Annotated in this window: 22 protein-coding genes; 7 read left to right on the top strand and 15 right to left on the bottom strand. The window is 57.3% G+C overall.

The window, feature by feature from the left end:
• The first annotated feature begins 61 nt into the window (after positions 1–61).
• Both B4U49_RS11475 and holA read left to right on the top strand, forming a co-directional pair.
• Positions 62–592, top strand: a complete 531-nt coding sequence (locus B4U49_RS11475) for an LPS-assembly lipoprotein LptE (protein ID WP_078084737.1) — start codon at positions 62–64, stop codon at positions 590–592.
• Between the two features lie 16 nt (positions 593–608).
• On the top strand, positions 609–1,613 hold the full coding sequence (gene holA, locus B4U49_RS11470; protein WP_078084736.1) for a DNA polymerase III subunit delta: 1,005 nt from the start codon (positions 609–611) through the stop codon (positions 1,611–1,613).
• Between the two features lie 9 nt (positions 1,614–1,622).
• On the opposite strand, the gene B4U49_RS11465 is transcribed toward holA, so the two are convergent.
• On the bottom strand, positions 1,623–2,741 hold the full coding sequence (locus B4U49_RS11465; protein ID WP_204903027.1) for a glycoside hydrolase family 18 protein: 1,119 nt from the start codon (positions 2,739–2,741) through the stop codon (positions 1,623–1,625).
• Between the two features lie 279 nt (positions 2,742–3,020).
• Here B4U49_RS11465 and B4U49_RS11460 point away from each other — a divergent pair, with 279 nt between their 5' ends.
• Entirely contained in the window at positions 3,021–4,679 is a 1,659-nt protein-coding gene (locus B4U49_RS11460) for an isovaleryl-CoA dehydrogenase (protein ID WP_078084734.1), read from the top strand.
• Positions 4,680–4,688: 9 nt separating this feature from the next.
• Here B4U49_RS11460 and B4U49_RS11455 read toward each other — a convergent pair whose 3' ends face one another.
• Both B4U49_RS11455 and B4U49_RS11450 read right to left on the bottom strand, forming a co-directional pair.
• Positions 4,689–5,657 carry a ribose-phosphate diphosphokinase gene (locus tag B4U49_RS11455; RefSeq protein WP_078084733.1) on the bottom strand — a complete coding sequence of 323 codons (969 nt, stop codon included), beginning with the start codon at positions 5,655–5,657 and terminating at the stop codon, positions 4,689–4,691.
• A gap of 18 nt (positions 5,658–5,675) precedes the next feature.
• Positions 5,676–6,347: a phosphoribosyltransferase gene (locus B4U49_RS11450; protein WP_078084732.1), complete on the bottom strand. Its 672-nt coding sequence runs from the start codon at positions 6,345–6,347 to the stop codon at positions 5,676–5,678.
• Positions 6,348–6,456: 109 nt separating this feature from the next.
• On the opposite strand from B4U49_RS11450, the gene B4U49_RS11445 reads away from it, so the two are divergent.
• Positions 6,457–7,467, top strand: coding sequence for a hypothetical protein (locus B4U49_RS11445; protein ID WP_078084731.1), 1,011 nt, complete (start codon positions 6,457–6,459; stop codon positions 7,465–7,467).
• Here the strand turns inward: B4U49_RS11445 and B4U49_RS11440 are convergent.
• The 4 genes from B4U49_RS11440 to B4U49_RS11425 form a co-directional block, all read right to left on the bottom strand.
• Entirely contained in the window at positions 7,455–9,068 is a 1,614-nt protein-coding gene (locus B4U49_RS11440) for a PepSY-associated TM helix domain-containing protein (RefSeq protein WP_078084730.1), read from the bottom strand. The genes B4U49_RS11445 and B4U49_RS11440 overlap by 13 nt on opposite strands.
• Positions 9,069–9,090: 22 nt before the next feature.
• Positions 9,091–9,402 (bottom strand): hypothetical protein, encoded by a 312-nt coding sequence (locus B4U49_RS11435; protein ID WP_078084729.1) that lies wholly within the window; start codon positions 9,400–9,402, stop codon positions 9,091–9,093.
• Positions 9,399–9,680, bottom strand: coding sequence for a hypothetical protein (locus B4U49_RS11430; RefSeq protein ID WP_078084728.1), 282 nt, complete (start codon positions 9,678–9,680; stop codon positions 9,399–9,401). The genes B4U49_RS11435 and B4U49_RS11430 overlap by 4 nt, the downstream gene beginning before the upstream one ends.
• A gap of 85 nt (positions 9,681–9,765) precedes the next feature.
• Positions 9,766–12,012 (bottom strand): TonB-dependent siderophore receptor, encoded by a 2,247-nt coding sequence (locus B4U49_RS11425; RefSeq protein WP_078084727.1) that lies wholly within the window; start codon positions 12,010–12,012, stop codon positions 9,766–9,768.
• A gap of 251 nt (positions 12,013–12,263) precedes the next feature.
• Between B4U49_RS11425 and B4U49_RS11420 the strand changes: the two genes are divergently transcribed.
• Positions 12,264–13,298, top strand: a complete 1,035-nt coding sequence (locus B4U49_RS11420) for an AraC family transcriptional regulator (protein ID WP_078084726.1) — start codon at positions 12,264–12,266, stop codon at positions 13,296–13,298.
• Between the two features lie 21 nt (positions 13,299–13,319).
• On the opposite strand, the gene B4U49_RS11415 is transcribed toward B4U49_RS11420, so the two are convergent.
• The 6 genes from B4U49_RS11415 to B4U49_RS11390 all read right to left on the bottom strand — a co-directional run bounded on the left by B4U49_RS11415 (position 13,320) and on the right by B4U49_RS11390 (position 19,449).
• Positions 13,320–14,081, bottom strand: a complete 762-nt coding sequence (locus tag B4U49_RS11415; protein WP_239692598.1) for an ATP-binding protein — start codon at positions 14,079–14,081, stop codon at positions 13,320–13,322.
• A gap of 16 nt (positions 14,082–14,097) precedes the next feature.
• Entirely contained in the window at positions 14,098–14,838 is a 741-nt protein-coding gene (locus B4U49_RS11410) for an SDR family NAD(P)-dependent oxidoreductase (RefSeq protein WP_078084724.1), read from the bottom strand.
• Positions 14,839–14,876: 38 nt separating this feature from the next.
• Complete coding sequence (locus B4U49_RS11405; RefSeq protein WP_078084723.1) at positions 14,877–16,892, bottom strand: aminotransferase class I/II-fold pyridoxal phosphate-dependent enzyme; 2,016 nt, start codon at positions 16,890–16,892, stop codon at positions 14,877–14,879.
• Between the two features lie 139 nt (positions 16,893–17,031).
• Positions 17,032–17,436 (bottom strand): NUDIX hydrolase, encoded by a 405-nt coding sequence (locus tag B4U49_RS11400; protein WP_078084722.1) that lies wholly within the window; start codon positions 17,434–17,436, stop codon positions 17,032–17,034.
• A gap of 20 nt (positions 17,437–17,456) precedes the next feature.
• Positions 17,457–18,497, bottom strand: coding sequence for a phospholipase A (locus B4U49_RS11395; protein ID WP_078084739.1), 1,041 nt, complete (start codon positions 18,495–18,497; stop codon positions 17,457–17,459).
• A gap of 214 nt (positions 18,498–18,711) precedes the next feature.
• Positions 18,712–19,449: a hypothetical protein gene (locus B4U49_RS11390; RefSeq protein WP_239692597.1), complete on the bottom strand. Its 738-nt coding sequence runs from the start codon at positions 19,447–19,449 to the stop codon at positions 18,712–18,714.
• A 297-nt stretch (positions 19,450–19,746) separates the two neighbouring features.
• Here B4U49_RS11390 and B4U49_RS11385 point away from each other — a divergent pair, with 297 nt between their 5' ends.
• Both B4U49_RS11385 and B4U49_RS11380 read left to right on the top strand, forming a co-directional pair.
• The gene (locus B4U49_RS11385; protein WP_078084721.1) at positions 19,747–20,208 is read left to right on the top strand and encodes an NfeD family protein; all 462 of its coding nucleotides are present in this window, start codon (positions 19,747–19,749) and stop codon (positions 20,206–20,208) included.
• A gap of 52 nt (positions 20,209–20,260) precedes the next feature.
• On the top strand, positions 20,261–21,106 hold the full coding sequence (locus B4U49_RS11380; protein WP_078084720.1) for an SPFH domain-containing protein: 846 nt from the start codon (positions 20,261–20,263) through the stop codon (positions 21,104–21,106).
• Between the two features lie 17 nt (positions 21,107–21,123).
• Here the strand turns inward: B4U49_RS11380 and B4U49_RS11375 are convergent, their stop codons facing one another.
• Together B4U49_RS11375 and B4U49_RS11370 are read right to left on the bottom strand one after the other, a co-directional pair.
• A complete protein-coding gene (locus B4U49_RS11375) occupies positions 21,124–21,627 on the bottom strand; it encodes a GNAT family N-acetyltransferase (protein WP_078084719.1) in 504 nt (167 codons plus the stop codon).
• A 17-nt stretch (positions 21,628–21,644) separates the two neighbouring features.
• A complete protein-coding gene (locus B4U49_RS11370; RefSeq protein ID WP_078084718.1) occupies positions 21,645–21,854 on the bottom strand; it encodes a hypothetical protein in 210 nt (69 codons plus the stop codon).
• Between the last annotated feature and the right edge of the window lie 176 nt (positions 21,855–22,030).

The following is a 22,030-nucleotide window of genomic DNA, read 5'->3' as shown; positions in this document are numbered from 1 at the left end:
TGAAAATCCGCACCCGGTACCCGGCCGCCACAAGAACCTATAAAGAACTTAACGGACCTAGATGAAAACCACAGCGCTGCGCTCAATCACAATAATCCTGGCCGTAATAATCTCAGCCTGCGGCTGGCACCTCCGCGGTGCACCGAAGAACTTCCCGCCCGGCAGCAAGCTCTACATCACCACCGAAGATCCGAGAAGCGAACTGGCCGAAAGCATCACCCGCCTGCTGCAGACCAGTGGCCTGCCCCTGGCCGAAGCCCCTACCGAGGCCGACTTCACCCTCACGATTCACAAAGAGACCGAAACCAAACGCACCGTCTCCGTCGACTCCAAGGGCCGCGCCTCCGAATACGAACTGATCACCAGCGCCGAATACAGCGTGCGCGACAAAACCGGCCGCGACCTGCTCACCATGGCCAAGGCAGACGTGTACCGCACCCTCGAATGGGACGACAACGAAGTCGTGAGTAAAGGGGAAGAAGAACGCCTGCAACGAGAAGAAATGCGTCGCGAGCTCATCAGCCGCATCATCGACCGACTGCGCCGTATTGAAATCAGTACACCGGTCACCGACGACCCCGCCTCCCCGTAAAGGAACAGCGGCAATCATGGCAAGAATCAACCCGCGGCAACTGCCCCAGAACCTGCGCCAGGGCCTCGCCCCCATCTACGTCGTCACCGGTGACGAACCGCTGCTGGTGCAAGAATGCTGCGACAGCATCCGCGAAACCGCGCGCAAACACGGCTTCAACGAACGCGACCTGCTGCACGGCGAAAACAACTTCGACTGGGGACAACTGCTCTCCGCCGCCGGCAGCATGTCGCTATTCGCCGACAAGAAAGTCATCGAACTTCGACTCCCCGGCGGCAAACCCGGCGACAAAGGCAGTAAAGCCCTGCAGGAATTTGCCAGCATGGCGAATGAAGAAACCCTGCTGCTACTGGTGTTGCCACGGCTGGACCGCTCCCAGCTCAACAGTAAATGGGTCAAGGCGCTGGAAGCCAAAGGCGTGCTGATCCAGATCTGGCCGGTAGATGCGGCAGAAATGCCCCGCTGGATACACCAGCGCCTGCGCAGTGCCGGACTCGAAGCAGAACCGGAAGCGATACAGATTCTTGCAGAACGTGTAGAAGGTAACCTGCTCGCCGCCAGCCAGGAAATCGAAAAGCTGAAACTGCTTGCCAGCGACAGCGTCATCACCGCCGACACCATGAACAATGCCGTCGCCAGCTCCGCGCGCTACGACGTCTTCGGCCTGATCGACAAAGCCCTCGCCGCCGATGCCGCCGGTGCCGTCCGAACTTTACAGGGACTGCGCGCCGAAGGTGTGGAAGCCCCCGTGGTGCTCTGGGCCATCGCCCGTGAAATCCGCAGCCTCATCGACATCCAGAAAAAACTCGACGAAGGCCAACCCATCAACCGTCTGGTGCGCATCCAGAAACGTCAGCCCGCGGTACAGGCCGCCTGCCGGCGCCTGCACCCGAGACACCTGGAAAACTTCCTGCTGCGCGCCCGCGCCGTAGACAATGCCATCAAGGGCGGCAAAGAAATGGATCCCTGGGCGGGGCTGCTGGAGCTGACGCTTAACCTCTCCGGCAAACGCAGCATCTGATCAACGTGCTTACTCCGCGGTTTTTTCTGAAAAAACCGCGTCGAGCATAGCGCCGTCATCGCTATCCCCCGGCAGCTCCCAGAACATGATGCCGCCGAGACCCAGCTCTTTTGCGTAACGGGTTTTCAGGGTCAGGGAATGCGGCGTATCGAAGGTCGCGTATCGCCGATTTTCCGCGTCGTAAGCATAGGCAGCAACCGCATCTTTATCCCAGAACAGTTGAAAGCCATTTTCAGGGCGATACTCCGCGGCCAATTGTGAATATCGCAGCCCCGGGACATGACGCCCGGATTGATAACGCCCGTTATTCACATCCTTCACGTCTTCCCACACCCGCGAGTAAAACGCCGCACCGATCACGATTTTTTTCGCTGGCAGCCCCGCATCCAGCAGGAAACGCACCGCATTATCTGTGGACTGTTTTTGGTCGGCAGTGGAATACAGTGGTGTGTGATGACCGGTCACCGTGCTGAACCCGTTCACCAGATCGTAACTCATCAGGTTGACGCTATTGATGAGCGGCGCGATTTCCTGCCAATCCAACGACTTTTGCAAAAATTCATCGAACCCGCCGGCAGCCACGGTGATCAGGTATCCCTCACCCAAGGTGGAACGCAGTGCATGCACCAGCGCGGAGAAATTCTGTCGATCCTGCGGTTTGTAGGGATGACCCGGATGCCCCTCGATGGCGGGATATTCCCAATCCAGGTCCAGGCCATCGCCGCCAATATCCACCAGCACCGACTTTACGGAGCGCGCAAATGCCTGCCGATTCTCCTCGGAGGAGAAAACATCCGAGCAGGGTTCACACCCGCCCCAGCCACCGAGAGCCAGCATCACCTTCAGATGCGGATACGTCTTCTTTAGCGCCAGTAACCGACGGTAGTCATCGATGGCAGCGGTATCGCGGAAGCTGACTTTATTTCCATCCAGATATACAAAGCTGTATATCAAGTGGGTCAGCTTGTTGAAATCGTAGCGTTCGAGATCTCTGCCATCCCCGGTGTAATACCCCATCACAGCCAACGCATCCGGACTGACAGGCTCTGCCCTACCCGTTTCACCGGCTGTCACCAACCCGGCAGAAAGCACCAGACATGCGATCAGACACAGCCGTATACCCGCCATAGAACAACGCACCATAAACATCCCTTCGCGATCGAATTGAATGTCGAATACTATCCTTGAATGGCCGATACTGACAACGCTGTCAAATATTGTCGGCAAATACGTGGGTAGGTCTCGCTCCCGGGACATTGGCGAAACTCGACAAGGCCGCCGACAGCAAATGGCAATTGTGATTGCCGAGAAGCCAGTAGGATAAACGGTAAAAGTGCGCTCCGCTGACTACCCTAATGCCAGGGCCGGTCCTCGGCCACTGACTGCAGGTCTATAGAGAGATAATCCATGAACAAAGACCATTCTCCGTCCGCTCTTGCCAGCACACACACCGTGCTCAACCAGCCCGCGCCCCTGCACGGACACAATCTCTACGCTGCCGACATTGCGCTGCGCGAGGCTGTTCAGGTTAACGGCGGCCACTGGGGGGAAGAAGACCTGCAACGCTACGGTGAGGTATGCGGCCGTCCCGAGTGGATCGAGCGCGGCTTTCAGGCCAATCACTACAAGCCCAAGTTCGAACCCCACGACCGGGTGGGCAACCGGGTGGATCAGGTCAACTACCACCCGGCGTATCATCAGCTGATGCAGCTCGCGCTGAGCGAAGGGCTGCACTCCGCGCCTTGGACCGACCCGAAACCCGGTGCACACGTGGTACGTGCCGCCAAGTATTACCTGCATTCTCAGGTGGAGGCCGGTCACGGCTGTCCGGTAACCATGACCTTTGCCTCAGTGCCCTCTATCAGGTTGACTCCGGCACTGGCCAACGAATGGTTACCCAAAATCACCGATCGCGGCTACGATCCCAGCAACCGCCCGCACACGGAAAAGGCCGCGCTGACCATCGGTATGGGTATGACCGAAAAACAGGGCGGCTCCGATGTGCGCGCCAACACCACCACGGCGACGCCCTGCGGCGACGGCAGCTATGAGCTGATAGGCCACAAGTGGTTCACCTCTGCGCCGATGTGCGACGCGTTTCTGATGCTGGCGCAGACCGCAGCCGGCCTCAGCTGTTTCCTTGTACCGCGCTGGCGACCGGACGGCAGCAAGAACCCGATACAGGTCCAGCGACTCAAGGACAAGGCCGGCAATGTGTCCAATGCCTCCTCGGAAATCGAACTGCGCGGTGCGCTCGGCTGGCTGGTGGGCGAGGAAGGACGCGGTGTGCCGGCAATTATCGAAATGGTCTCCGCCACCCGATTTGACTGCATGATCGGATCCTCCGGTGGCCAGCGCCAGGCGACCCTCCAGGCGATCTATCATGCCAGCCAGCGCAGCGCTTTCGGCAAAACTCTGATTGACCAGCCACTGATGCAGAATGTGCTCGCGGACCTGCAGCTGGAGGTGGAGGGTTCCGTCGCCATGACCATGCGTATGGCACAGGCGATGGATCACCTGGACGACGAACAACAAAAACTGTTGATGCGACTTGGTACCGCTGTCGGGAAATACTGGATCTGCAAACGCACCCCACACCACGCCTATGAAGCGATGGAATGCCTTGGTGGAAATGGCGTGATCGAAAACTTTATTACCGCACGCCTCTACCGGGATGCGCCGATCAACGCCATCTGGGAAGGGTCCGGCAATATTCAGGCGCTGGATGTGCTGCGGGCCCTGACGAAGACACCAGAGGTACTCACCAACTGGTATGACGAACTGGAAAAAAGCAAAGGCAATGACCTGCGCTTTGATCGAGCAGTGGCGCACCTGAAAAGCCAGCTCTCGGAGATGGACAATATCGAATACCGCGCACGACACATCGTCGACCAGCTGGCACTGACGATGCAGAGTCACCTGCTGATGCAAACGGGCAACAGTACCGTTGCCGAGGGATTTATCGCCTCGCGCCTGGAAACACGCGGCATAGGTAATACCGGCACTTTACCAACGGGAGTTGATGTAATGACGATTATCGAACGCGGCAATCCATTGGTTTTGTAACCTGCGCGGCTAATCAAAGCCCAGCTGTGTCGCCGGGCCACCGTAATGCAGGTCATGTATTGCCGCTGCGATCAGCGGCGCACAGTCCACGACCTGGAGCGGTTTCGCTGTGGCCTGTGGTAACGAATTGGTTACTGCGATTGCCTCCAGGGGCAAACGGCCGAGTCCCGCCAGAGCATCTCCACAGAATTGCCCGTGACTGGCCAGCGCCCAGATCCGGGCGGCGCCGCCGCCCTGAATTGCGCCAACTGCGCGGGTGATTGTACCGCCACCGGCAATCAGGTCGTCGACGATCAGCACACAGGCATCGCGTACGTCGCCAATCAATGTGCCCCCGGAGAGCTGATCCGCACTGCGGTATTTCTCGACAAATGCGCGGCCGATTTCCCGCCCCAGCCGCTCGCCAAGCGCCTGACGCATGGCCTCCGCGCGTTTCACCCCGCCAACATCTGGCGAAGCCACCACCAATCGACGCTGATCTCCCTGCAGCTGCCGTACCGCGAAATCCACAAACAAGCGCTGGGCCGGCAGATGCAGAGTCCTGCAACGGAAGGCATTCTCAAATGCGGACTGGTTGTGGGCGTCCAGCGTCACGACCGCATCCGTGCCCAGCGATTCAAACAAGCTCGCCAGGTAACGACTGGAAAGCGGATCGTGGAGTTTGGTGCGGCGATCTTTACGACCGTAACAGAGATAAGGAATAACGGCGGTAACCCTGGCAGCACCCGCATCTTTTAGCGCGCCGATAAAGAAGAGAAGACGTATGAGTTTGTCGTTTAGGCCGATACTCGCGTCGCCATACAGGGATTGCACCACATAGACATCATCGCCCTCCACGTCTTCCAAAGGACGGATCTTATGTTCGCCATCGACGAAATCGCGCTCCTCGTGGGCAGACCGCGGTACAGCGAGCGCAGCGGATAGGCGCTCAGCGAACTCAGCACCGGCCTCAAGGCTAAACAGTTTCAGACCGGTCATCGCGCAGTTACCGCGTGATTATCCATCTTTCCTCCCTGCCAACATGTCAGCTTCGCACATCATTGCGATAACCTCATCGTCCGTTAGTTGAGAGAAGTCTCGATACCAGGCGCCAATAGCCCAGAAAGATTCCGGAGTAGCCAGGCACACAATCTTGTCTACCAGGGGAGTGAAGCGCGCGAGAGCATCCGGCGGCGCAACCGGCACGGCGAGAACAATGGATGCCGGTTGTTGCAGGCGCACTGCGCGCGCGGCGGCCTCCATGGTGGCACCGGTGGCTATACCATCGTCCACCAGAATCACGCAGCGATCTTCCAGGTCGGGCCAGGGTCGGTCTCCGCGGTAACGTCTGGCGCGTCGCTCGAGTTCCAAGCGCTCCTCACTCGCCACGGCATCCAGCGTTTCATCACTGATACCACAGTTCGCGATCACGTTTTCATTCACTACCCGCGCGCCGCTGGTAATCGCGCCCATCGCCAGCTCTCTGTGACCCGGCACGCCCAGCTTGCGCACCAGCATCAAGTCGAGAGGAATATGCAGCGCACGCGCCACTTCCAGACCGAGAGGCACACCGCCACGCGGCAACGCCAGCGCGATGGCATCCCGATATTTTGCGTCATCTGGCAAGGAGGAACGCAGCGCCTCCGCTAGTAGACGCCCTGCTTCCACGCGATCATAAAACGGCGTCATCACGACTCACACCTCGATGACTGACAAAATACAGATCTCAAACCGGAATGCGCTCAATACATGCCTAATAAAACTAGACTAGCAAACAGGCCCAACGACAAAGCGCGCCATGACCGACTCCAACGTCACAAACCCTGGACTGGAAGAGAAGACCCGCTTCCTGCTATCTCCCAGTAGCTACCCCGAGGGCACGGAAACAGTGCGGCTCATAGAGACCCATATGGCCCGGGTGTTTCTCACGGACCACTACGTCTACAAAATGAAAAAGCCGGTGCGCTCCAGTTATCTCGATTTCAGCAGTCTGGAAAAACGATATGTCATCTGCCGCGAAGAACTGCGCCTGAACCGGCGTATGACCGATGGAACCTACCTGGATGTGGTAGCGCTGCGAGTCGATGAGCTCGGGCAGCTGAACCTGGATGAGCGGGGCTTGCCAGTGGAATGGCTGGTCAAAATGCGCCGTCTACGGGAAGACGCCTCGCTTCCCTATCGGATAGACAGCACCACACCGCAACAACTGGCACCACTGCTACAGCGACTGTGTGACTTTTATCGGACCGCAGAACCAGTTCCCATACAGCCCGAGCAGTATCTGGCAAGACTGCGCCATCGCTGCAGGGAATTGCGCAACCAGCTGAAAGTCCCCGAAGTGTCTCTGGATGCCAAAGAAATCGATCAGCTGGCAAACGCCCTACTGGACTTTATCCTGCGCGAAGCGGAACTCCTCGGCGAACGTGCGGCGAAGGGGAAAATCGTCGAGGGGCACGGTGACCTGAGACCGGAACACTGCTTCCTGACCCAGCCGCCGCAAATTATCGACTGCCTTGAATTTGACCCCAACCTGCGTTGCGTTGACCCGGTGGATGAACTGAGCTATCTCGCGCTCGAGTGCGAATTACTGGGACATGCGGAACTGGGAGAGGCGTGTGTTGAATTTTACTATCGATCGAGCGGCGACCGGCCAGCGCAGATCCTGTCAAATTTCTATCGCGCCGAACGCGCCCTGCTTCGCGCCCAGCTCTCGGCTGCACACTTGCTGGACAGCGAGGTTACCGAGCCAGACAAGTGGCGAAAGAAAACACGCGCTTACCTCAATGCAGCACATCACTACTGCAGCTGAGCACCCAAGACAGTTTGCGTCGGCGATACCTCTTCCCCCACATACCAGATACTGTATTCCGGCGCGTTGTGAATCCGCTGCACGGTCTTGCCCGCAAGGAATGCGAAGCACCCTGCACCGATAATTGCCATCACATCGATCAAATAGGTACTCCCCCCGTGATTCCAGCCAACGCCGGGAAACAGAGCAGAAAGCAGACTTACAGCAGGGATGAACAAGGTGGCCACAGCAGAGGCATATAGCAACTCCACAGCACCCCTTGCTGCACCGCGATAAAAGGCCCATGCCACTGAAAGGAAAAACACCGTGTAATAGATCCCCATGTGCCACGCAGCCAGCGCATCCGTCCACAGTGGCAACAGCTTGGCCGCGGCGATGGTTGTGGAAATTCCGGCAATACAGCCAAGGGAAATACCTACGGTCAGCGCGCCCAGAATGATGGAAGGCTTTGTCTGCTGTACATCTAGATGCTCGTAGCCCTTGCGGCGTTTCTTGCGGTGGGACTCGATCCACAGCAGGTTTCCGGTATAGAACAGCACGGCGCCGGCAAGCCCCAGCAGGAAGTAGGTCCAGCGGATCGGGTTACCGCCAAAGTTACCGAAATGCAGGGAGAAAAAGCTGGTCAGTGTCGCGTACCAGCCATCCTGCTCGCCGGGCATGTAATCCGTGGAGGTGAGGTCACCGGTATAGGGATCTACCCCGGCAATGCCATAACCCGGAGCCCGAGACCCATGGCGGGGATTGCTCCCGGACACCCGAAGTTCCAGACCGTGATCCTCCTCAGCATGGAACTGCATATACAGCGGCTTGAAGCCCGGTGCCTGCTCCCGCAGGCGGGCAACAATCTGATGTGGCGCCAGCGGTTCTCGATGCTCCGCCACCTCTTCGTGAAATTCCGGCCGGCCGTTCTTTTCCAGCAATGTCCACTGGGAAGCGTAAAACAGGTCATGGAACGCAAAAACCACTGCCGTTAACGCCATGATAATATGAAATGGCAAGCTGAACAGGCCGAGCGCGTTGTGTAAATCCAGCCACATACGCTTCAGATTTTTACCAATGCGCAGAATAAACAGGTCTTTGACCAGTGTCGGCAACAGGACGATCACACCAGATATCAGTGCGATAAAGTACATCAGGGAAATAGCACCCACCAACTGCATAACCAGCTCGTGGTCCAGCAGAATCCCCACCTGCTGGTGCAAGTCATCCACCAGCTGCCCCACCGCGGAGGGTCCCTCTGTATGCACCTGCAGCGAACCGTCTTCCGCCAGCTCTGCGTAATAAGTAGTACCTCTTCCGCGAGGACCAGTGCTCCACATCACTCGTGCGGGTCGATCTGCGAATCCTGCATCCAGGGTAACTTCATAGCGCCCCGCGGCTTTCGGGTACTCTGCCAGTACTTTTTCAACCAGTTCGGGAGTTTTCTCCAGCGGGGTATGTTCGCTAAACACCGCCGGCTTGGATGCCCAGCGGTTTAACGGCGCCTCGAACATGGTAATAGCGCCCGCGTAGAACGCGATGAACAGCGCAAGACCACAGACAATTCCCACCCAGCTGTGAATGTCGCGGTACATACGAATAATGTCACTACGTATTTTCATGATTGTTGCCCCAATACCCGCCTCACCCGATGACAAACCTGAAGAGCAAAAGAATGCTCCACAAAACCACACTGGCCCCACCCAACCAGGCCCAGGCGCGCGCACTACTCTGGAACAGAAAGCAGAAACTCAATATCAGTCCCCACACGGGTGCCACCAACCACATGGTGATCTGTGCCTGCGCGGAGAAAAAACCCACCTCCAACGGACCAAAACGGGAAAAAATGCCGCAGATCGCGATGGTCAGCAGATAGCCCGCAAATACACCGGCGCTCGCCTTGCCAAACCAGTGTTCGCTGGAGAGCTGTTGCGCTTTAGGTAGCCTTTTAGTCACCGTTGCCCCTCCCTTTTATATCTCGAATAGGCAATCAGCATGGGCGGTACTGTCCACATAAACATCACCGCGGTCATCAGAATAAACACAGCGCTACCGGTGCCCGAATATTGCAGCAGCAGGGTCAAGGCAAGCGCCAGTAGAAGCAGTCCGGAACTGGCGAACAACCGGGAGGGAAGTACATTGGAAAGCAGCCGCTGATTGGCACTTGCCAGATACAACAATCCGGAACCCAATGCGATCAGCACTGCAGCGGAAATCAAAAGTAGCGCGGTCAAAGAAAATTCTCCGTTGTTCGCCGGAATCCAAGCGGGACAAGGCCCGCCAGGCGGGCCTCGATACTCTGCGGAAACAATGAAGCCCTTACCACTGGTACTGCAGTCGCGCAGTGACAACCCGGCCCTGGCCGTAGAAGCAGGACTGGCTAGTAGTACAGGTCACCAGATACCGCTCGTCGTTGAGATTGCGCGCATTGAGGGACACGGAAACACCGTCCAGTTCTGGCCGGGCAACGCCCAGGTCATAGCGCATCAGCAGATCGAACAAGGTGTAATCGTCGATCACGATGGTGTTGGTGGTGTTGCCATAGCTCGTGCCGGTGTAGCGCATCCCCGCTCCGAAGCCGAGCCCTGCCAGCGGGCCCTGTTCAATGCGGTGATCCACAAATAAGGACGCCAGTACATCCGGTACCTGGGACATGCTATTGCCCACAATCGGATCATTGGACCTGGTAATCTCCGCATCCAGACGTGAAGCGGAAGCGATCAGCGTGGTTCCGGTAGCCAGAGAAGCGCGGCCCTCCAGCTCAATGCCGCGCACCTGAGCCTCTCCCGCCTGCACCTGGCACACACGGCGACCACACAGCTCGCCATTCGGGTCGGAAGTGGAAACATTCTCCTGGGTGATCTCAAAGCCACCGAAGCTCAGATAAATATTGTTGCCGCTCTGGTAGCGGACACCGGCTTCCACCTGTTCGCCGGTGGTTGGTTCAAACAACACGCCACCCAGTGTCTGCGAAGGGTCCACCACCTGCGGCAGGAAAGATTCGGAGTAGCTGACGTAGGGCGCTACGCCATTGTCGAACAGGTAAACCGCACCGGTGCGCCAGGTAAACTCGTCCGCCTCGGTAGAAAAGGTTTCACCGGTCTGCAGGTCTTCGCTTTCGTCATCAGCCCAGTCGTATCGACCACCGATGTTGATCCGCAGTTTGCCCGCACTGATCTGGTCCTGCAGATACAGGCCGGTCTGCTTGCTGGTAGAAGCGCCGTAGATTTGCGGACTCAAGTTTTCGACATAGTCCTCGGCACCGCGGTATTCCGGGTTGAAAATATCCCACAGCGGATCGACCTGCCCGCGAGGTGTATCCGGCAGCATCACAAGATCACGATAGTGTTCCCACTCGGTATGGAAGTAGTCCAGGCCGCCCAGCAGGGTGTGATTCACATTGCCAGTGTCGAAGCGTCCCTCAAGCTGGGTGTCGATGGCATAACCGTCTGACTCGCCATCGCCCTGCACCGCACGGCGGCCGATGGTCTGGCCATCGATGCACTGCTCGCCGTAAGGGGAAGCCGCACAGTCTGTCACCGTGTCGCCGGAGAGTACGGTGACACGGTAGAGGGTGTCGATGTGGGTATAGCGCGCGTTGTTACGCAGGGTCAGGTTTTCGTTGAGGTCGTGTTCGAAGAAAGAGCCCACCAGCAACTGGTCCCGGTCGAAGGTATTCCAGTCGACTTCGCCGATATTGGCATCGTTGTCGATGTACTGGCCGTTGGAAGCTTCGAGAGTGCCCAGGGAAGGCAGGAACTGGAACGTAGCACCGCCTTCATCACGCTGGTACTGAGTGAGGAAAGTCCAGGTGGTGGCGTCGCTGGGGGTCCAGGTCACACTGGGAGAAACGTAATAGCGACTCTTGGAAACGCCATCTACCTGCGTATCGCCATCTTCGGCAACGGTCACAACACGGCCGTGCACGGTGCCCGCCTCGTTCAGGGTTCCGCCGAAGTCACCGGCGATACGGCCGGAAAAGTTGTCCAGATCGGTGTAACCCTGCCCCTGAACCAGCAGCTCCTGCTGACTCTCCGCGCCAGCACGCTTGGTGACCATGTTCACCATACCGCCCGGTGCCGCCTGGCCATAGAGTACGCTGGACGGGCCTTTCAATACTTCAACCTGCTGCAGGCCAAAGGTATCAAAGCCGAAACGGGTCCACTGGCCGCCAGCGGGCAGGCGCAGGCCATCGACAAAGTTGTTGTTGGAGGAGAAACCACCGGCACCGAAGCCACGCACGGAAATTTCATCGGTACGGCTATCGATACCGGATGGCTCAGGTTGAACACCTGCGGTATAGGAAAGCGCATCGGCGATGGTGGACGCGGCACGCAGATCGATCTCTTCGCGGCTGATCACAGAGATGGTCTGCGGCGATTCCATAATGGGAATGCCCGTTTTTGCAGTAGAAGCGGCCGAAGAAAGCCCCGTTGCAGTCACGACGACTTCCTCAAGGTCTGCCCCCTTTTTGCCCTGGGTTTGCGCATTGGCCTGGGCTACCCCGAGAGCCAATAGTGAAGACGCTGCCAACAGGCAGGTGTGCGCTGATCTGCGTACGCTCATAAATCCCCCATTGATTAAAAATCAGCCAGAACCACTGGTCATGCAGATAAACTGCATAAAAAGTGGCCGCAGCCAAAAACGCAGTTGATACACATTATCATTCGCGTTTAAATTGATGGCGGATCTTAATGAGGTGGCAACCGGCAGGCAACGGCAACACCTTTGCCAGACAACCAGATTGTTTTTCCTAACGCCCGATCTTTAGAGATTGTGTAGTTATTCACCCTTTTCAGCGAAATTTGACGTCCCCTATGGCCATCACCCAACAAGAGCTCGAGGTAGCTCCCCCCGGTACTTCCCTCCCCCATCAGGTGATCAAGGTAGAGGACTTCAGGCAACGGCCCGGTGTCGAATTGAAACTGACGGATGCCAGCATCTCCCCGCAAAGTATTTTGATGCAGGGTCACTTCCACCAACGAGCACTTGGGGAGGGACTGGTTATACGTTTCGGCGACAGCCGGGAGGAGTGTGCCTATACCGCCACAGCCAAACTGGAGGCCGGCCTGTACTGCATCATTTTTCTACGTGGAGACATTGAGATTCACGTGGCAAATTGCCGTCACCGGTTTAACGAGCCCAGTGTTGAGAACACCGCGAAAAAAATGCTCGCCATCCACTCGCAATCCCCGCAGTCGATGCAACGTATCTCCCGGCACCCCCAGCAGGTTCGCTATCTTTCCATCGCCGCTTCCGACCGCTGGCTGGAAAGCAGGTTTAGCGATGGTCAACGCCCGCTTGGTAACGATCAGCTGGAATCATTACGCTTTTTTTCCGAGCGTCTTTCGCGACACAAGCAATTACTTGTTTGGGAAATCATCAGGCAGTTGAATACCGTTACCCAAAGCAACCCGCTGCTGCTGGAGTCGAAGGTGATTGAACTGTTGGCCAGTACGACAGCCACCACTGAGCTATCGACTCCGGCACTCGCCAACCGGCCGCAACTTACAGGCGCAACCACGCGGGAGCTGCAGTGCTTCCAGCGCGCCAGAACAATGATCCAGCTGAATACCAGTGAACCGCAGAGTGTTGCAGAGATCGCACGGGCCGCGGGAACCAGTGCCACTGGCCTGCAGCGGCTATTTCGCAAGTTGGAAGGGATGAGTGTGATGGAGTATGCCCGCCGCCTGCGTATGGATCAGGCACTGAATGCACTGCGCGCGGGAGATATGAATGTCCAGCAGGCGAGTGCGCTGGCAGGATTCCGAAGCCCCGCCAACTTTGCCACGGCCTTTCGCAAGATGTTTGGCGTTAGCCCGCGGGAGGTATTGAATACCGGCAAAAATTAACCCGGGCCAACCCCGGGAAACTTATACGGAGAAGCTCTGATAAAACTGCTGCGCGGTTCGGCCGCTGTGGCTGGCACGCAACATGGCAAACTGTTTGGCGGCGGTGTGCAGTTCGGTACGATCACCGTCAAAGTCGGCGAAGAGCTGATCGACCATCTGCAGGTAGGTATCCCAGTCGGCGGGATAAAAGCTCAACCACAGGCCGAAGCGGTCCGCGAGGGAAAGTGTTTCCTCAACCTGGTCTCCGTGATGTAACTCACCGTCGACAATCCGCGTGTCCCGATTCGCTGATGCGTCTTCCGGCAACAGGTGGCGGCGGTTGGATGTTGCGTACAGCAATACGTTTTCCGGCGGCAACTCCAGGGAGCCTTCGAGAATGCTCTTCAGGGCTTTGTAGCGCGCATCCCCCCGCTCGAACGCAAGATCATCACAGAACAGGATAAAGCGGAAATTCCGTGAATTCTCGTCATCCAGAAAGTCAATAATTTCGGGGATATCATCGAGATCGTGGAAGTTGACCTCGACGCAGCGCAGACCGTCATCGGCAAAGCTATTCAACAATGCCTTGATCAGACTGGATTTGCCGGTTCCGCGGCTCCCCCACAATAGCGCGTGATTGGCGGGCTCACCTTGCAGAAAGCGGCGGGTATTGTCGAACAGCGCGTGTTTCTGGGTATCGATCCCCAGCAATTGATCAGCGGTTACCGGATCCATCCGGCGCACCGGTCTCAGAGTCGCCGTCTTCGGTCGCCAGATTGCCGCAAGATACTTTTCCCAATCCACCTGCACCCACCTCCAATTACCAGGGTATCTGTGATCCATCCCAGAACAGCAGTTTGCCGGTATCGGCATCACACAACTGCTCGAGCACGGACACGATTCTATCGGCGCTCTGCGCTGGTGAATACAGTTTATCTACGGGAATATTTTGCTGGAAAGGTTTGGACAGCGCTGTATCGGTGGTCCCCGGGTGCACTGCAACCACCCGGCAACAGTCGAGCTTCCGGCCCCACTCTATGGACAGGTTGCGCACCAGCATATTCAACGCGGCCTTGCTCATGCGATAGCTGTACCAGCCACCCAGGTGATTGTCTTCGATACTGCCGACCTTGGCGGACAAGGAGGCCCAGGTGAGGGGCGAACGCTTCTGTAACAACGGCGCGAGTGCCTGGGCAAGGTGTAGATGACTCAGTACGTTGACCGCAATACTGCGTAACAGCGCCTCGTCCTTACACTGCTGAAGGTTCTTTTCCGGCAGATGATTCGGCCAGTGGAGAATGCCACTGCAGTGAATCACCCAGTTTGGCAACGACTCGTAACGCAACCACTCGGTAACGTCGGTAATGGTTTCGGGATTACTGAGGTCCACAGAATGGTGGCTGTGACGCCCCGCAGGAGATGCGATGCCCGTGCGACTGATGGTAAGTAACCGTGCTCGGGGAAAGCGCCGGGATAATTTCTCCACCAGAGCCGTAGCGAGACCGCCACTGGCTCCGGCGACAAGAATCGTTTCCGGCGGTGTGTTTTTTGCCTGCTGCATCGGCTTCCCTGCCCGCTCGCCCGCACATCAATGTCTGGCTACTTCTTCTGCTTGCTGCCCTTGACTGCGCTCGAAGGTTTTTCAACTTTCTTCATCACCCGCAACATGGGTTCATCAGAACGGAAAATCAGCCCGTGAATTTCCGTCGCATTCTGGCCCTGCAACAATTGCTGCAGGAACTGCACGATCTGTGCGGAAATTTCCTGGCCCGGCACCAGCACGGGGATACCCGGCGGATAAGGCACGATCTCATCGGCACAGGTTCGGCCCACCAGTTTTTTCTCGGCCGCCACCCCGTTATCCATCAGCGGCAGCTCTTCTGTCTCGGCAAAGTAGGCGTCTGCAGGCAGGCAGTTGAGATGGGTAAATTCTGGCAGCTGGCGAGCAGTACCCACATGACTGCGCTTGCGCGGCTGGCGCGCCAGCTGCTTGAGCGCATGTACCAGGCGCAACAGCTTGCTCTCGGTACTGCCCAGGGTCACCAGCACGGTCACGGTGTTGTAGGTGGTCTTCTCGACCTGAATCCCGAACTGGTCGAACAGCTTGACCTGGATCTCCTTACCGGAATACCCGCTGCCGGACACATCAATGGTGACCTTGGTCGGGTCGAGGCGGATATTGTCGTTGGCCAGCGGTGCCGGAACCAGGTCCTCCAGTGTCAGAGCGCGGAATACACCGGTGGCATCGACCTCCCTTCTCAGGGTGGCAACCATCTGTCCGCAGTGGCGCAGGCGGCCGTAACCTTCCATTACCATTTGTTTGCGCGCCACATCCAGGCTCGCAATCATGGAGTATTGCGGGCTGGTGGACGCATACATGTTCAGGTTTTCGCGGAAGCGGAATTCGTCGAAGTCCGGATCCTGCACGTGGATCATGCTGGCCTGGGAAAACGCCGACAGCATCTTGTGGGTGCTCTGGGTGACGTAGTCTGCACCGCACTCCAGCGCCGTCGGGCGCAACTCGGTATGGAAATAGCCGTGGGCGTACCAGGCCTCGTCGATCAGCACCTTTACCCCGCGTTCGTGGGCATAATCGATGATCGGTTTGAGGTCATAGCGCAGGCCATCGTAGGTACAGGATGTGATCACCAGCAGGCCCGCGTCCGGATGCTCGTCGAGGGCGACTTCAATATCACTGCGACATACCGGGCCGTAGATCCCGAACTGGGGATGCAGGGTAGACTTGAGGTATACCGGCTCCACCCGGTTCATCACGATGGCGTGGTGTACAGACTTGTGACAGGCCTGGTCTACGATAATCTTGCCGCCACCGCCAAGGATCTGTTGAATGACGACTTTGTTCGCTGTGGATGTGCCGTTGGTGAGGAAGAAGGTCTTTTGCGCACCAAAAGCCTGCGCCGCCAGATCCTGGGCCTCCTGGATCACAGAATGGGGTTCCAGCAGGCTGTCCAGTACCTGTACCGATACCGAAAGATCGGTATTGAAAACGTGCTCCCCCATAAACCGGTAAAAATCCCCAACCCAAGGGCTGTTGCGCAGGCTGTCACCACCGGAATGACCGGGAGTGTGCCACGCGTCACGGGCGGAGAATACGTATTCCTTGAGAGTATCGGCAAAGGGCGTGGAGGCACGGCGGGCGATAAAGGCCTGCACCAGGCGGAACATATGATTGAAATTGCATTCGCGCCGGTCGAACAACTCGTCGAAGCGCTTGCGCACGGATGCGGGGGCGCCGCCCTGGTCATTCAAAAATGAATCTTGCGCCACCAGGAACACATTCAGCTGGGCACGCAGATCGTGCATACGATCCGCCAACAGCTCGGCAGCTTTGAGCTCATCGGGGCTGCAGCCGCCATCAATGATCAGCGCCTGCAGGCGGTCTTCTTCCCGCAGACACTTTTCCAGCGCGCTGGTCGCAACGGACTCAAAGCGCAACCCGAAAGGGTTCTCGTGCTGCGCGGCGGTAGCATTCAGGGCACCGACCCAGTTACTACTGAGATCGCGATCATTGCTGACCAGTGCCACCCGGCACTCCAGCGGCTGATGCTGTTCGCACAGATTGCCCAGATCAGGCATCGTCAGTTCTACACCCATAACGTTTCTTCTTATCTTTCAGCATAGAAGGCGGATACTAAAGGAGGCAGGAGACGATGGGGGGAATACCGGAGAAATTGGCGATAACTGCGGAAAAATCGCTGGGATACGAAATCAATACACGGGAAATACGGGCACTTCAGAACTTTGCGCTCTGAACTTCTCCGTTGAACTGCAAACACTGCTGCACCCGCACACGCTGCACCGGCGTCAGGTCATTTACAGAAAAATAGTCGTAATCGGAATGCTCCGATGACAGGGTGATACCGCCATTTCCCTTGAAGTGGGCGCGAAAGATAAACACATGGGAATTATAGACCCGGTGGTAATACACACCACTCAGGTAGTCGATGACGATATCCCGTCCCAGCTCTTCCTGACACTCCCGGAGCAATGCCTCGTGGATGGTTTCTCCCAGATCCAATGCCCCGCCCGGAAGCCCCCAGGTCTTGTCCGCATAGGTAGCTCGCAGCTGCAGTATTTCACCATCATCATTGGTGATCACCGCGTGCGCGCTCAGTTTGTAAGTGTCGTCAAATCCCATCCGTGGACCTTGTGTTTGAATCAGCTACCGGTGCCCCGAGCCAGTTCGAAACCGATCCCGAGCGTCTGCACCGTTTCATCGTAGTCGATCAGGCTTTCGCCGTAACCGTTGAAATATTTAACAAAGCCGCGCACCCGCCGCCCCATGGGGAAGCTCCAGCGCAACTCCACCGCGCCTTTATTATCCGAGCGCAGGTTGTTGCGCAGCATCATGGAGACATTGTGCTGACCGCGCTCCACCCCGCCGGTAAATTCGAAGTGACCCAGATAGAACTCCAGGTCAGGATTGTCATCGTCTTCGCGATCCTCGGGAATCCGGTACCAGGGCTTGAATGTGAGGAAGTAGTTGTCTTTTTCGAATATAAAGTTGGCGTAAACGCGATTCCAGCTTCGCGACAATGGCTCGCTGCGGCCATTGGACTGGTGGTTGAAGGCAACCTGATTGGCAACGTTCTGGAAACCGAACAGGGTCCAGTCGTTCAGCCAGGTCATAATCAGCTCCGGCTCGTGATTCGTCTCTCGAAATGGCGAGGAATCGTCGGAGTTGTAAGCCTGCCAGAACGAGCGGTTGGTATAGGCAAAACTCATAAATGAGGCATTACCAAGGAATCCGCGCCATACCGGCACCTGAACCGAGAGCTGGAACTGGATCTCCATAGAATCCAGGTCGATGGGCACCCCGTTTACCTCTATCCCCTCAAGCCCTGCTTTATTGGGGGATGGGTTATACACCGCGGGAAGTAAATAGTTGGTCTTGTGGGAGGCGAGGGTAAAGGGGTTTTCCGCCGCCTCGCGAATCGCCTTGGCACGCTTGCTTGCGCGCGGCTCTCCCTCTGCGTGGGCTTCCACTTCCGGCACAGTGGCAAAAACCGGCGATTCCTCGAGCTGCCGGCCATCGCGGATAACCGACAGGCGGCAACGGATTCGCATCTCTTCGAGGGTGATATTGGCCGGTGCGGTTACCAGCTGTTCCCGCAGACAGTTTTCCTGGCGCTTGCCTTCGCTTTGCAGGGAATCGTCCATCTGCAACAGCTCCACCTCGTCGTAAACCGCAGGCGGCATATCACTGGCTGTTTCCGCGCTGTCCTCCGCCGCGTGCAGAGGTGCACAGGGCAACACGCAGACAAGAGCCGCGGCTAGCAGAGAAGGAAACGAAAAGTGAACAAAAAAGCGACGGGATAAAAGCAAGACTGGCGCTCCTGAATACCTACAGGGCGCCAGTGTACATGGTTTACAGACTCATAGCGTGGAGTCGGTCAGAGTATTGGCCTCGGGCTCAACAAAGCGATTTCAGCTCCGGTGCCCACTCCAGATCGCGAAGGCGGACCTGCCACAGGCGCCCAGTGCTGCTGGGCCAGTCGTAGCCCACAAGCAGGCCGCGGGGATCCACGAAGCAGTGGGCGTCGCGCTCCGCCTCGTCCCCCTGATACGAGAAAGCCGTGATATCCGGGCCCAGATCGTGTACCCCCTGGATATTGGCGTCTCCCGGCATGATGGCAGCGCGGCGATGGCTGACCCGGGGCGCCAATAGCTTGCCCCGCTGGGAGGGATCGACAATATCCGGCGCCACTACCTCACAACCGAACTCCATGTCACACAGGCGCAGCAGCAGCGGTCCCATAAAAATTCGCATCAGCGGAAACAACAGACGGTTGTGTCCCTCGATCACACTTTGCTGTAACCCATTGGGGCCGGTCCATTCCGCTTCAATCGCGTCGCCCATATGCGGCGCCTGCCCTGGAGCGGGCGTCAAGCGGTAGTGGGCGTTTACCTCATCTACCTCGTCTTTCCAGATTACCCGGCATTCGGTCACCAGCCCCGCGGCCATCAATGCCCGTACTTCAATACCATGCCCCTGCTCACCCACCATTCGGCGGCTGACCAGCAATTGTCGACCCTGTTCATCACGCCCAAGCTGCCAGTCATCCTGCACTGGCATGGTTCTGCCGTCGCAACTGTACTGGTAGCGCCCCTGGGCCAGGTTAGCAGTCAATCGCATAAGATCTTCGTCCATGATTTCTCTTGATGCTGAGAGGGAATTTGTTGGCGCATTCGCACAATATTGATGCATGACTTATGCGTATTCACCTGCAAAAAGTATTGCACAAGCGTACAAATTTGCTGCGAATTTGTGACGCTTACAGGAAATTTTCATGAGGGTTTCAAGCGCCCCGCAAGCGGAGTGGCATGCACTGCGGTAAACACTAGCGGCTAGGCGGCGACCGCTAAATTCTGTTGTCACCGTTCGCTCACGGTTTAGGGCATAATCGACGGGTTTGTTACAACGGAATTTTACGGGGAGAAAGCCAGCATGCTCGAATGGCTCAACACACACATCGCCTACTGGCACTGGCTGGTACTGGGATTGCTTCTGGTCACCGCGGAGATTTTTGTCTCCGGCTTTATCCTGTTCTGGTTCGGAGTCTCCGCACTGTTTATGGGCGCCCTGCTGTTGGCGGTGGGCATGCCCATTACCGCTCAGCTGCTACTTTGGGCGGGACTCTCCATCGCCCTGGTTTTTCTATGGCTCAAATTTATCAAGCCCAACTGGAAAGACCGCACCACCTCCGGCATGGCGATGGAGGCCCTCGCCGGCCAGGTAGGCTCGGTGATCGACTCCAATATTGGCAAGCCCCGCGGTCGTCTGCGCTTCCCCGCCCCCATTCTCGGCGAGGACGAGTGGCAGTATATGAGCACCAGTGAAATTGCCATTGGCGAGCGGGTAAAGGTTATCAATATCTCCGGTAACACTCTCGTGGTCAGTCCACTCTGAGCACTAAAACAATTCCAACCTTCACACTCGATTTCAAGGGGAAATAAAAAACATGGAAGGATTATCCGTAGTACTGGCACTGGTTGTGCTGGTGATCATCACCATTGGGATGGGCGTTCGTATCGTGCCCCAGGGTTCCAAGCACATCGTGCAACGCCTGGGTAAGTACCACAGCACGTTGAACCCGGGTATGAACGTCATCATCCCCTACGTGGACCAGGTCCCGTACAAGGTAACCACCAAAGATATCGTGCTCGATATTCCGTCTCAGGAAGTCATCACCCAGGACAACGCCACCATCATTGCCAACGCCGTGGCTTACATCAACATCGTGTCGCCGGAGAAAGCGGTGTACGGGGTGGAGGACTACGAAATAGCGATCCAGAACCTGGTGCAGACTGCGCTGCGTTCCATTGTCGGTGAAATGTCGCTGGACTCGGCCCTGTCCTCCCGGGACCTGATCAAGGCGAAACTCAAGGAAGGGATTTCTGATGATATCGCGGACTGGGGCATCAACCTGAAAACCGTCGAAATTCAGGACATCAATCCCTCCGCCACCATGCAGAAAGCGATGGAAGAACAGGCTGCCGCAGAGCGCCAGCGCCGCGCCACCGTAACCCGTGCCGAAGGTGAGAAACAGGCCGCGATTCTCGAAGCCGACGGTCGCCTGGAAGCTTCCAAGCGTGACGCCAAGGCCCAGGTGGTACTGGCCGACGCCAGCCGCGAGGCGATTGAACGTGTAACCCAGGCCATTGGCGATCAGGAAATGCCTGTGATGTACCTTCTGGGAGAGCGCTACATCAACGCGCTGGAAGAACTCTCCACCTCCAACAACGCCAAGAACATTCTTCTGCCAGCGGACCTCCCCAATGCGGTGAAGGGACTACTGAACCGCTAATCGAATACCTGGCAGCGCTATAAATAGCGCTGCCAGAACTCTGCCTGCCCGAACTCTTCATCCAGCGCGTAGGGCTTGAAGCCACACTTGCGATAAGCCGCCTGCGCGGGCAGGTTCTTCTGCAGCACTTCCAGTGTGATCTTGCAGCAACCGCGCTCGCGGGCTACCTCGACGACCTTTTCCATCATCAGAGTACACACACCCAGACCGCGCGCAGATTCATGCACCACCGCATCGTGGATATTCACCAGCGGCTTGCACTGGAAGGTGGAGAACCCCATAAAGCAGTTGGTCAGTCCCAGCGGCTCATCGCCGCGGTACGCCAGCACCGAGAAGGCCCCGGGAAACTCGGCCAAGCGATCCAGCAATTCGCGCCGGCATACATCCGCCAGCGGCTCGCCGCCACCGTATGGATCGCGGGAGTAATGATCCATCAGTGCAAGCAGGTCTGCGCCATGCTTGGGGTCCCGGAAATCGGCAATGACCGTATGCACGGGTATCCCTTCGGGTTTTTCTTTCATTGGTAACCTCTTTTCACTTATTCCCCGGAGCTTTCTGGCTGCTCGCCATTACGCGCAGCTTCGGCCTTCGCCGTTAACTCACCCTGGATGAGAAAAAAGCGCCGGTAGTTGCGTACGCGGGCCCGCTGGGCCAACAGCCACCTGACTTTTTTGCGCCGGCCAGCCGCGCTCGTGGAGTGCTTGTTGAATCGGCGCGGACGCCGGATCACCGAATTGCGAAGCCCCATAACGCCATTCCCTGTCTGGTGAAATTAGTTGCGGATGATTCAACGCAGGTTAGCAGAAGCCCGTGTCATTTTCAGTCGATAACCCCGGCTGCCCACCGGCGAACCGACATAGTTACCCGGCCCGGATTGGCGCCTGTGGGCAAACACGCTATCCTGCACCACCAACGCTCACCAAT

The sequence above is a fragment of the Microbulbifer mangrovi genome (assembly GCF_002009015.1).
GTDB classification, from domain to species: domain Bacteria; phylum Pseudomonadota; class Gammaproteobacteria; order Pseudomonadales; family Cellvibrionaceae; genus Microbulbifer; species Microbulbifer mangrovi.
Note: the sequence above shows the minus strand (reverse complement) of the source record. Positions and strands in the feature narration are given on the sequence as shown.